This window comes from Xanthomonas sp. BRIP62418 (assembly GCF_003993495.1).
GTDB classification, from domain to species: domain Bacteria; phylum Pseudomonadota; class Gammaproteobacteria; order Xanthomonadales; family Xanthomonadaceae; genus Xanthomonas; species Xanthomonas euroxanthea.
Map to the genome: position 1 here is coordinate 164,436 of NZ_QEZG01000028.1, position 11,926 is coordinate 176,361.

General features: G+C 67.4%; 9 protein-coding genes. 5 read left to right on the top strand and 4 right to left on the bottom strand.

Annotation, left to right across the window (positions count from 1 at the left end; all coding sequences use genetic code 11):
* The first annotated feature begins 60 nt into the window (after nucleotides 1–60).
* Nucleotides 61–615: a hypothetical protein gene (locus tag EO174_RS05675; RefSeq protein WP_206515042.1), complete on the top strand. Its 555-nt coding sequence runs from the start codon at nucleotides 61–63 to the stop codon at nucleotides 613–615.
* A gap of 169 nt (nucleotides 616–784) precedes the next feature.
* Here EO174_RS05675 and EO174_RS05680 read toward each other — a convergent pair whose 3' ends face one another.
* On the bottom strand, nucleotides 785–997 hold the full coding sequence (locus EO174_RS05680) for a hypothetical protein (RefSeq protein WP_126942943.1): 213 nt from the start codon (nucleotides 995–997) through the stop codon (nucleotides 785–787).
* Nucleotides 998–1,268: 271 nt separating this feature from the next.
* Nucleotides 1,269–3,143 carry a diguanylate cyclase gene (locus tag EO174_RS05685; protein ID WP_115675953.1) on the bottom strand — a complete coding sequence of 625 codons (1,875 nt, stop codon included), beginning with the start codon at nucleotides 3,141–3,143 and terminating at the stop codon, nucleotides 1,269–1,271.
* A gap of 431 nt (nucleotides 3,144–3,574) precedes the next feature.
* Between EO174_RS05685 and EO174_RS05690 the strand changes: the two genes are divergently transcribed.
* Both EO174_RS05690 and EO174_RS05695 read left to right on the top strand, forming a co-directional pair.
* Entirely contained in the window at nucleotides 3,575–4,666 is a 1,092-nt protein-coding gene (locus EO174_RS05690; RefSeq protein WP_126942946.1) for a DUF1615 domain-containing protein, read from the top strand.
* A gap of 160 nt (nucleotides 4,667–4,826) precedes the next feature.
* Nucleotides 4,827–7,151, top strand: coding sequence for a S9 family peptidase (locus tag EO174_RS05695; protein ID WP_164740098.1), 2,325 nt, complete (start codon nucleotides 4,827–4,829; stop codon nucleotides 7,149–7,151).
* A gap of 315 nt (nucleotides 7,152–7,466) precedes the next feature.
* Here EO174_RS05695 and EO174_RS05700 read toward each other — a convergent pair whose 3' ends face one another.
* On the bottom strand, nucleotides 7,467–9,398 hold the full coding sequence (locus tag EO174_RS05700) for a S9 family peptidase (RefSeq protein WP_126943228.1): 1,932 nt from the start codon (nucleotides 9,396–9,398) through the stop codon (nucleotides 7,467–7,469).
* Between the two features lie 193 nt (nucleotides 9,399–9,591).
* A complete protein-coding gene (locus tag EO174_RS05705; RefSeq protein WP_164740099.1) occupies nucleotides 9,592–9,927 on the bottom strand; it encodes a DUF3817 domain-containing protein in 336 nt (111 codons plus the stop codon).
* A 150-nt stretch (nucleotides 9,928–10,077) separates the two neighbouring features.
* Here EO174_RS05705 and EO174_RS05710 point away from each other — a divergent pair, with 150 nt between their 5' ends.
* Entirely contained in the window at nucleotides 10,078–10,701 is a 624-nt protein-coding gene (locus EO174_RS05710; RefSeq protein WP_126942951.1) for a YiiX/YebB-like N1pC/P60 family cysteine hydrolase, read from the top strand.
* 231 nt (nucleotides 10,702–10,932) lie between these two features.
* On the top strand, nucleotides 10,933–11,916 hold the full coding sequence (locus tag EO174_RS05715; RefSeq protein ID WP_164740100.1) for an alpha/beta hydrolase-fold protein: 984 nt from the start codon (nucleotides 10,933–10,935) through the stop codon (nucleotides 11,914–11,916).
* Nucleotides 11,917–11,926 lie beyond the last annotated feature (10 nt).

Consider the following 11,926-nt stretch of genomic DNA (forward strand, 5'->3'; position numbering starts at 1 on the left):
ACCGGCATCAGGCCTGCAAATGGATCTGCGATACTGCACTGCCCACGACAAGGACGTTGCATGCGCCTCCACCTTACGACCTGGTTGTTGACCGCGCTGGTGGTGATGACCGGCGCGCCGGCACACGCGCAGACCGCGCCGCAAACACCGTCACCGTCGCAACCCATGTCCGACGTCACCGCCCGCCATCCGGTCACCACCGCCATCCTGGCCGGGCGCACGATTCGCCTGGGCGAACACGCCGGCAAGTGCGCGCTGCTGCGCGATGATGAAGTGCTCCCGCTGGACATCGGCGCGCCGTGCTACTTCAGCATCAATCGCGAACATGGCGCCCAGGTGCATCACTTCAACGGCAGCGATATCGTGCTCGTGCAACACGCCCACCCCCGGGCGGAGCCGGGCTGGGACATCAAGCTGTACGGGCCGATCTGCGCATTCGAAGCGCAGGCCGTGCGCGAGGTGGATGGCGTGCTGGAACCGGGCAGCGTCGCCAATTCCTGGCACTGCGACCCCACCGTGGGCGCCGATCAGAAGCAGTTCGTCTACAGCTACGACACCTGGCCCAAGCGCGAGACGCGAACGCCATCGCGCAAGCAAAAGCAAACGCAGCCCTGATTGCCGCATGACGCGCAGGTGTCGATCGGCGCAGGCGGTGCCACCGCCTTGCGGCCCGTTTGCTGATCAACACCGTGTACTGACCAGCGGCTCGCCGCACGCCTGCGCAGCCGCGTCGTCGTCGACAGTGCGGCACCGCAGTTGCGCATGCCGTGGAGCACCGCGCAGGTCATCGCCGGCCGCGTCTGTGCGCCGTCCAGGCAATGTAGGCGAACCAGGCGATGACCGCCAACGGCACACTGGTCAGTAACGCATCCCAGCCGATGGCGATCCAGAACCGCTGCGGGTCTGCATCCGCATGGAAGATCCTGGTCGGCCGGCCGCGGATGACGCTGATATAGCGCCCCGTGACGATCGCCTCCAGCAACAGCCACAGCCGCATGCAACAGGCGATCGCCACGACAACGGCCCCCCCGCCGATGATCCATTCATGGATCCGGGACGCTGCGGGCGCTGGCGCAGGTGGCGGTGATTTGGGCCGCTTTTTTTTCACGCAGGCATCGGTTCGCTGGAGGCGGCGCAGTGTACGCCCATGGGTGTCGGGCGGTCGCGGGCAGAGCCTGGTGACCGCTGCCACGCACCACCGCGCGCACTGCACTCGGTGCATCAGCGAGCGCTGCGGCAGCCAGGCCGCAGGCGCCTTCATCCACGCGTCAACATACCGCCCACTGATCGCGCCCGGCGGTCTTGGCGGCGTACAGGGCAAGATCGGCCTGCCCCAGCAGCACATCCAGGCCGGTTCCTGCAGTCACGCTCACCGCGCCCATGCAGAAGCGCACCGGCTGGTCGGTGGGCAGGCCGGCGATCTCGATCGCGGCCACTGCATTACGCAGCCGCGTAAACACGGCAGGAATCTCTTCTGCGCTGCAGCCCGGCAGCACCAGCAGGAATTCCTCCCCGCCCAGCCGGCCCAGGCGGTCCTGCGTCCGCAGCGCCAGCCTGGAGGCGCAGGCAAGCGCCTTGAGCACGGCATCGCCGGCAGCATGCCCGTGCACGTCGTTGATCAGCTTGAAGTGGTCCAGGTCGATCAATGCCAGCATGCACGGCACCTGCGAGCGCACCGATTGCTCGACCTGCTGCTGCGCCTCGGCGCGAATGGCGCGGCGGTTGGGCAGGCCGGTGAGCTCGTCGCGCATCGCCAGCCGCGAGAGTTGCCGCCGATGGCACGCACCGAAGGCCAGCACCACCAACGCACCCAGCAACAACAGGCAGGCCGCACATAGGGCGATCCACAGGGCGCGTTGACCGGCTTCGCGGGCCTGCAAGGCCAGTTGCGCGGTCTCGCTGCGCCGGCGCAGCTCGGCAGTTTCGGCGCCACGGCGCGCGTCTTCGTAACGCGCCTGCAGGCGCAGCATCACGGTGTCGCGCTGGCGATCCAGGCTCTGCGCACGCAGCGTGTTGGCGCGTTGCAGTTCCTGGTATGCCTCGGCATGGCGCCCCTCCGCCGCCAGTGCCTGGGCAATGGCATCGAGCAGCTTCGCGCGCCGTCCCAGCGACAGGTGGGGGTCGTCCGCCGCCTTGGCCGCGACGATCTCCACGCCGAGGCTGCCGGACTTGAGCGCGGTCAATGCCTGCAGCAACACCGCATGGCAGGCGGCCACCCGGCCGACATTGCCCTGGCGTTGCATCAACGGCAGTGCCTCGCGCGCCATTGCCAATGCCGCGCTGGCATCGCCGGCTTCGATCAGGACCTCGCTGCCGCTGGTCAATGCCGCGGCCACGCCGGCCTGATCGCCCAGCTCGCGACTGAGCGCCAGCGCGCGCTTGAAATGCAGCAACGCCGCGTCCGGCTGCTGCGCTGCCAGCGACGTGCCGTACTCGTATTCGATCAGGCTGCGCTGAAAGCGTGCCGGCTGGCCGCGCAGGCGCTCCAGGGCGCGCTGCAGGTAGTCTTCGGCGTCGTTGTCCTCGGTCGAGCGGCCACCCACGCGGCTGGCCAGCGAGCCGAGCTGGGTCAAGGCATCCAGCTCCAGGCCCAGGCTGTGTTCGCGCACTGCGCACTGGTAGCTGGCCTGTGCGGCGTTCCAGGCCTCGTCGCTGCTGCCGGAGGCGAGCATGCTCCACATGTCGACCGCCTCGACCTCGCACAGCAGATCGTTGCGCCCCAGCGCACGCGCCTGCTGACGCAGCGCTTCCAGCCGCGCCAGCATGCCGCGGTTGGGACTCTCGCGCACATCGCTGAGCGCCTGCACGATCGCCAGCCACAGCTGCGCCTGCGCCGTGTTGCCACGCACGTTCGTCAACATCGCACGCGCCTGGGCCAGGGCCGCCTGACGGCGCTCGCTCTCTTCCAGGGAAATCAGCACGCGCGCCTGCGCCAGCAAGGCCCAGAACTGCGCGTCGGCATCGCCATCGCTGCGGGCACGCTGCAACGCGGCCTGGGCGACCTGCAGGGCGGCCCTGGGGTCGTCGATCGTGGCGGTTTCGATGCGCTTCCATGGCTGCGGCTGCGCCCACAGCGTCGCACTGCACAGCATCGCGGCCATCGCAACGACCATGCGCCGCCAGCGCGGCGTCGCGCCGCTCATCGGGCCCTCACGGCGACGACAAGCCACACCGCATGGCTGCCGTGGACGGGACATGCCGCCCGCCCCGTATCGGGTTTGCTGGTTGCTGCAGCACTAAAGCTCTCCCGTGGCTGGCTGGCTGGCGGTGGAATCGGAGCGACGTCGGCGTCTGCCTGACGCCGCGATGCAAACACACGGTCATGATGACTGGCGAGCGCGGCAGGTCATGTGATCGCCACGCATTGCGCCAGGATCGTTAGCGGCCTGCGGGCTGCGGGCTTGAATCGGCCTGCAGCTCGTGCCGGTGGCGACCGGCAACCGGCGGCCGCGCGCGTTGCGAAACGCCTGCGACCCGGCAGGCTTGCCGCAGCCGCCCTGCTGCACATCGCCGGATGCGGCCCGGCGACAGCCACGTAAACTGCCGCACCGCCCCCACCGATCCTGGAGACGCCGTGACATCCCGCCTGCCCCGCCTGCTCACGCTGCTTGCCGTCGTCTTGCTGTCGGCCTGCGCCACCCAGGCGCCGCGCGCGCCACAGCGCTCGCCGGACGCGGTCAAGGCCGACATCGCCCGGCGCCTGCCGACCACGCTGACCGATCGCGCCGGCTGGGCCGACGATGTGTACGTGGCGCTGTCCTCGCAGGGGCTGGACACCAGCGCCGAGGACATCTGCGCGGTGCTGGCGGTGACCGAGCAGGAGTCGACCTACCAGGCCAACCCGGTCGTGCCCAATCTCGGCAGGATTTCGCGCGCGGAGATCGACCGCCGTGCCGGCGCGCATCACATCCCAGGCTTCATGGTCGATGCCGCCTTGCGCATCGCCTCGCCCGATGGCCGCAGCTATGCCACGCGCATTGCCAGCGCGCGCACCGAACAGGAGCTGAGCCGCATCTTCGAAGACTTCACCGGCAGCGTGCCGCTGGGCGCGCGCCTGTTCGACGGGCTCAATCCGGTGCATACCGCCGGGCCGATGCAGGTCAGCATCGCGTTTGCCGAGCAGCACGCCGAGCGCTATCCGTATCCGCCTGGCGACTCGATCCGCCACGAGGTCTTCAGCCGTCGCGGCGGGGTGTGGTTCGGCACCCGGCACCTGCTCGGCTACCCGGCCAGTTACGACGCGCTGCTGTACCGCTTTGCCGACTTCAACGCCGGCTGGTACGCCAGCCGCAATGCCGCGTTCCAGGCAGCATTGAGCAAGGCCAGCGGGATCGCATTGACCCTGGACGGCGACCTGCTGACGCCCGGCGCCAGCCTGGATGCGCCCGGCGCCACCGAACGCGCCGCACGCGCCCTGGGCAGCCAGCTGGCGATGAGTGACCGTCAGCTCCGCCGTGCCCTGGAGGCCGGCAACTCCATCGATTTCCAGGACACCGAGCTGTATCGCCAGGTGTTCGCGCTGGCCGAGCGTAGCGCCGGCAAACCGCTGCCACGGGCGGTACTGCCCGGCATCACCCTGGACAGCCCCAAGATCACCCGCACCCTCACCACCGCCTGGTTCGCGCAGCGGGTCAACGCGCGCTGGAAGCGGTGTATGGGCAAGTAGTCGCCGGTGCCGCAGGGCGAGCGGCACCTGGGGCGCCACGCCTGGCATCTTCGTTCCACGGCAAGGCACGACGTTTGGCAGGGTCGCATGCCCCGCCCGCACACGTAGCATGCGAGGTTGCACCGCCGTTGTCGGCGCGCACCCTTTTGATGAGGTCCACATGCCCACACCGTTGCCGTTGCGCCACCTGCTCGCTGCCCTGATGACCGCCCTGCTGCCCGCGGTGGCCAGCGCGCAGGCACCGAGCGTGACCGAGGCCGACTACGCCCGTGCCGAGCGCCTGATCTACTACGCCGCGCAGCCCCTGGTCGACCATGCGGCCACGCGCGTGACCTGGCTGGATGCCACCCGTATGGTCTACGTCGACCACGATGCCAAGGGCGACCGCCTGCTGCAGCTGGACACCGCCACCGGCAAGACCGCGCCGCTGTTCAAGCCCGCGGCGCTGGCCACCGCGCTCAACACCCTGCTCAAGACCGGTGACAAGCCGCTCAAGGCCGCCACCCTGGCGCCCAAGGTCAGCCTTGGCGCCGATGGCCGCTACCGCCTCAACGTGCGCGACACCGCGGTGGTCTGCGACGCCCGTGCGCGCTGCAGCAAGCTGTATGCGAAGGACAAGCCCGAACCGGGCGTGCTGTCGCCGGACAAGCGCAGCGAAGCGTTCATCCGCAACTGGAACCTGTGGGTGCGTGATCTGGCCAGCGGCCAGGAAACCCAGCTCACCCGCGATGGCGTGGAAAACTTCGGCTACGCCACCGACAACGCCGGCTGGCAGCACAGCGACAACGCCATCGTGGCGTGGTCGCCGGACTCGCGCAAGATCGCCACCTTCCAGCAGGACCAGCGCAAGACCGGCGACATGTACCTGGTCAGCACCAAGCTTGGGCATCCGGAACTGCAGTCGTGGAAGTACCCGCTGGCCGGAGACAAGGACGTGACCACGATCGAGCGCGTGATCATCGACGTGCCCAGTGCCAGCGTGGTGCGGCTGAAGATGCCAGCGGACCAGCACCGCTCCACGCTGTGCGACGACGTCAGCTGCTCGCCGGGCCTGTGGGATGACGTGAAATGGGCGCCGGACAGCAAGACCCTGGCGTTCGCCTCGACCTCGCGCTTCCACAAGCAGGTCTGGCTGCGCATCGCCGATGCCGGCACCGGCGCCGTGCGCACCGCCTTCGACGAAACCGCCAAGACCTATTACGAAAGCGGCCAGGTCGCCGCCAACTGGGCCTACCTGCCCGGCAGCAACGAGGCAGTGTGGTTCTCCGAGCGCAGCGACTGGGGCCAGCTGTATCTCTACGACCTGGCCACCGGCAAACCCAAGCGCGCGATCACCAGCGGCGAAGGCAACGTCACCGAACTGCTGCGCGTGGACCCGGTGACGCGCACAGCATGGTTTGTCGGCGTGGGCCGCACGCCGGGCGTGGACCCGTATTACCAGCAGCTGTGGAAGGTGAGCCTGGACGGCGGCGAGCCGGTGCTGCTCACGCCCGAGGTCGCCGACCACAGCATCGCGCTGTCGCCCGATGGCAAGCGCTTCGTCGACACCTATTCCACCTCGGTCACGCCGCCGGTGAGCGTGCTGCGCGATGCCGCCGACGGGCGCACGCTCGGCACCATCGCCACCGCCGACATCAGCCGCCTCAAGGCCGCCGGCTGGGTGCCGCCGGAGCCGATCACGGTCAAGGCGCGCGATGGCAAGACCACGCTGTATGGCCTGATGTTCAAGCCGACGAACTTCGATCCCGCGCGCAAGTACCCGGTGATCGACTACGTCTACCCCGGCCCGCAGACCGGCTCGGTGCGCGGCCGCAGCTTCCTGGCCGGCCATGGCGACAACCAGTCGCTGGCCGAACTGGGCTTCATCGTGATCGCCATCGATGGCATGGGCACGCCGTGGCGCTCCAAGACCTTCCACGACACCTGGTACGCCAACATGGGCGACAACACCCTGCCCGACCAGGTGGCCGCGGTGAAGGAACTCGGCCAGCGCTACCCGTGGTTCGACACCAGCCGCGTCGGCATCTGGGGGCATTCGGGCGGCGGCAATGCGTCCACCGCCGCGATGCTGCGCTACCCGGAACTGTTCAAGGTGGCCTGGTCGGAAAGCGGCAACCACGACAACCGCGGCTACGAGGACGACTGGGCCGAGAAGTATCACGGCGAGCACATCGTCAACAAGGACGGCACCTCCAACTACGACGACCAGGCCAACGCCACCCGCGCCAGCAAGCTCAAGGGCAAGCTGATGCTGGTGCACGGCACGCTGGACGACAACGTGCCGCCGTATCTGACCTTGCTGGTCGCCGATGCGCTGATCAAGGCCAACAAGGACTTCGACATGCTGATGCTGCCCAACGCCAAACACGGCTACGGCGAGCTCACCCCCTACGTCGCCCGCCGCCGCTGGGACTACTTCGTGCAGCACCTGCTCGGCGCCACCCCGCCGGCGCAGTATCAGATGAAGCCGATGCCGGAGAAGTAGGCGACGCTGGACGCGGCATCGTCGGCCATCGACGGTGCCGCGCTATCGCGCAGTTGAACCGGGAGTGCAGAGAAAGCGGCGACGCAGCCAGCCTGCGCCGTCGTGCAGCATCGGCCCTAGCGCAACACCACGCCCCCCAAGAACCGTAGGAGCGGACCCGGCCGCGACGCCCTACCCGCAAACGCAAACGCCGCAACACAGCACCGCAAAGGAATGCAGGCGCACACGGTACAGCTGCCACATCAAACCGCATGCACCACCACCGGCACGCGAGATCATGCGCCCCCTCAGGCAACACCTGATGGAACGCCCCTCTTACTTCGCGGTCCCACCACCCAGCTGCTTGCTCAAGAACGCCAGCAAGCGCGTGTAGTACTCGCGTCGGTGCGCCTCGGTGTAGAAGCCGTGGCCCTCGTTGGGGAAGTACAGCGACTCCACCGGCACCCCCGCACCCTTCAACGCGCGTTCCATGGCCTTGGTATGTTCGATCGGCGCGCGCTCGTCCTTGCCGCCGGCCGCCAGAAACACCGGCACCTTGATCTGCTTGGCCAGCACCACCGGCGAGCGCGTGGCCAGGGTGTCACGTGCACCCAGCCAGTCGCCGGTCCAGTTCTTTGCCCAACGCGCGGAGCGCGCGGTGTCGCGGGCCATCATGTCCAGATCGTAGACGCCAACATAGCCAGCGGCGCAGCGGTACACCGCCGGCTCCTTGGCAACCCCCATCAGCGCAGCGTAACCACCGTAGCTGGCACCGTAGAGACAGATGCGCGAGGCATCGGCCACTCCCTGCGCGATAGCCCAGCGGGTGGCATCGGTGAGATCGTCCTGCATGCGCCCACCCCACTCCCTGGCGCCGGCCTGGGTGAAGGCACGTCCGTAATTGGCCGAGCCGCGGTAATTGACGCGCAGCACCGCGTAACCGGCTGCGGCCAGCAGTTGGGTGTCGTCGTCGAACTCCCATTTGTCGAAGATCCCGAACGGGCCACCATGCGGCATCACGATCAACGGCAACGGCTTGCCTGCCTCGGCGTGCAGCGGCTGGGTCAGATAGCCGTGCAACTCCAGGCCATCGCGCGCCTTGAAGCTCACCTGCCTGCTCGCCGGCACGCCATCGGGCGGAAACCACTCGCGGCGGCTGAACACCCGGTCGGCCTTCTTGCTGACCGTGTCGAACAAATAATAATCGCCGTTGTTGCGATCGCTCCACACATACACCAGCACCAGGCGACGGTCGCGGGTGGCCGAGGTGATGTAGACCGCATTGCCGTCGAAGGCTTTTTCCAGGCTGCGGTAGAGCCTTGCCGTCGGCGACTTCTCGTCGAAGAAGCGGTTGCGCACCCGGTCGCTCATGTAGGACGCACCGATCGGCGTGGTGCCATCCAGGTCGCGCAGGATCCGGTAGGGGTCGACGGTGTCGTCGTGCAACAACGGCGTGGACTTTCCGCTGGCCGGGTCCCATCCCACCAGCACATCGGTGCCGGTCGCCTGCTCCACTTGCAGGTAGGCCTGGCTGCCATCGGCCGCAAAGCCGAGCGGAAACGCACGATGCCCGCTGCTGGCGGCATCGTTGACCAACCGCCACGGCGCAGCATCGTCGTCGCGGTAATACAGCTTGCTGACGTTGGTGACATCGGCGCCGTTGGCAAAGCGGATGCGCCCCTGCTGGTCGGTCACGAAGTTCGCACGACGCACCGGCGATGTCGCCACGGTACTGCGCCGGCCGGTCAGGATATCCAGCTTGTCGATGCGGATGCTCGGGTCGCCGACGAACGGGATCGTGGACACCAGGATGTTGCGCGGATCACCGGGCAAGGTATCGAGCATGAACGTGCCAGGCTCCAGGTCCATCTTCAACTGCACGCCGTTGATCTCCGGATTGGTGCCATAGGGGCTGGCCAACAGACGGCCATTCTTGCCATCGGCGTCGATGGCATGCAGTTGCCCGATCGCCATCGGCTCGTCACGCGAGCCCAGCCGCTGCGCCATCGACACCACGATGCGGTCGTCGCTGGCCCACCAGAAATCGTCCACCACGCTGTTGGCGCCACCGGTGACTTTCGCGGTGGCCACCTTGTCCTGGCGCCGCACGATGCCCAGCACGGTGCGATCTTCCAGCGGCATGGTGAGCGCGAAATAGTCGCCCGTTGGCGAGATCTTGATCCGCTCGAACTGGTCGCTTTTGAGATAGGGCGTCAGATCCACCGGTTGCGGCGGCGTCTGCGCGCAAACCGATCCGGTGATTGCCATCGCCACCGCCAGTGCGGCAGTCGCCTTCCTCATCCAGTAATGCATTGCGACACTCCGCCTCTTCCTTGGTCCACCTATGGTGGCAAAGGCGGTAGGCGGCGTCCATCCTCTGGCGTGACGTTGGATGCGTTCACAGCGAGATGCCGCGTACCACGCACGGCCGCCTGGCAATGCCTGGCCTGCCCTGATGTGCTCAGACACCGCTCCGTATGCGCACACCCAGCAAGCCGATGCGCCGGAACCACATCTCCAGCGGCACCGTCACCAGCGGCGGCAACGCGGCCAGCAGGCTCAGGGCCCACGCCCACCACGGCCAGCGCAGCCGCAACGCGGCAAGCACGCTGACCACCACGTAAAACAGGAAGGCGCCGCCGTGCAGGCGACCGAACAGCCACACCACCGCCTCGGTGGTGTGGGTGCCGTACTTGAGCACCATGCCGACCAACAGCCCGGCCCAGGTCAGCCCTTCGAAAAAGGCGGCGGCGGCAAACAGCCGGCCGATCGGCGACAACGCAGAAGAAGCACGCATGCAACACTCCAGACGGACAGGGATTGCCGCGACGCGATGGCGGCGGCGACGCCCGCTGGCCACCGCATTCTACAGAGCGCATCGCGCACCAGCCGCCCGCCGTCGTTCCTGGCGATAATGGGCGCCCTTTGCATCACCTGCCGGCCTCCCATGCGCATCCTCCTCCTGCTCGCCGTGCTCGCACTGGCACTGCTGCCCGCAACGTCCATCGCAGTCCAGCTTCAGGACGGCGACCTGTTGTTCGTCACCGCCGCCCGCACCGGCCTGAGTGGCGCCATCGACGATGCCACCGCCAAACAGGACGCACCCAGCTTCGATCACGTGGCGCTACTCGCCCATGACGGCACGGAACAGGTGCTGCTGCATGCAGACGAACAAGGCTCGCGGCAGCAGCCCCTGCAGGCATTCGTCGAAGACGCCAATACCAGGCACCGGCAGATCCATGTGTACCGGCTGACGGAAGAACAGCGCAGCGCGATCCCCGGCGCCATCGCGCAGGCACGGCGCATGCTCGGCAAGCCTTACAACCAGACCTACGTGCAGGACGACAACAGTTATTACTGCTCGGACTTCATCGAGCGCGCCTTCCGCGCACATCACGTGTTTGCGCTGCAACCGATGAACTTCAGGAACCCGCAGACCGGTCAGGTGTCGCCGTACTGGACCGACTTCTATCGCAGCAAGGGCATGGCCGTGCCGCAGGGCCTGCCCGGCACCAATCCGAACGATATGGCCAAGTCGGCGGCATTGCGCGTGGTTGGTCGTCTGCACTGAGCACGGGTGCTCCCGGGTTCTCGATGATTCCGCGGGCGCTTGGGTTCTTCGAGCATCGAGAACCTGGCAGCGGCCCGTGTTATACGTTGCCATGCCAGTCGCGTCTTCCGGCATTGCTGGCATCGTCGATGTCGGTACGCACCCAAGGCGACAGAACCGGCACGCGCGGTCCGCCACGTATCGACAGCCAGCTCTCGTCTGCACCGCTGCAACGGCACCACGCTTCACCACATGCAGGAGGCTGTATTGAACAAGCTGTTATGGGCTGGATTGGCAGTGTTGCTACTGACTGGCTGCGGCAAGGCACCACCGCCAGCACCCACACCCATTGCCAAAGCGACACCAGCAGCCACAGAGGATACGCCCGCTCACGCGCCTGCTAGCCAGCGTGGCGGTGGGCAACCGTATGAACTGGCCGATACGCAGGTCTGGGACGTGCCCGATCCGGCGACAGGCCGCACCTACCAGGTCTTCGTCGCGCTGCCACGCGGCTATGCGGACAATCCGCAGCGTCGTTACCCGGTGTTGTATGCCACCGATGGCGACTATGCGTTCCCGCTGGTCAAGCAGATCGCGCGGCGCTTGAACGGCGAAGGGCCAGCCATCTCCGATTTCATTCTGGTCGGGCTGTCCTACGCAGTCGGCGACGAGCCCATGCCGAGCCGCAGACGCGATTACACGCCCACCCCGGAAGATGGCCCGACCGCAGCGCCGGTTGCCACCCACGGCAAGAGCGCCGACTACATCCGCTACCTGCGCGATCGCGTGCTGCCGTTCGTCGCCAACCGCTACCGGACCGACGAACAGCGGCGCCTGTATCTGGGGCACTCGTACGGCGGCCTGCTGGGCACGCAGATCCTGTTGAGCACACCGGAGATGTTCGCCGGCTACATCCTGGGCAGCCCCTCGTACTGGTATGGCGAGCACGCGATGGTGGCGCAGGAAAACAGCTTTGCCGCGTCGCATACCGACCTGCCGGCGCAGGTGTACATGTACGTCGGCGAATACGAGCAGGTGCGCCACCACCAGAATTACGACATGGTCATCGACGCACAGAAGATGGCGCAGGCGCTGCGCGCGCGACACTATCCATCGTTGCATCTCGCGCTGGAGGTTCTCGATGACGAAGACCACTTGAGCGTCGCACCGCGCGGCATCACGCACGGGCTCAAGTCCTTGTTGCGCAGCAGCTCCTCACCGGGTGACACGCGCTGATCGACCCGGC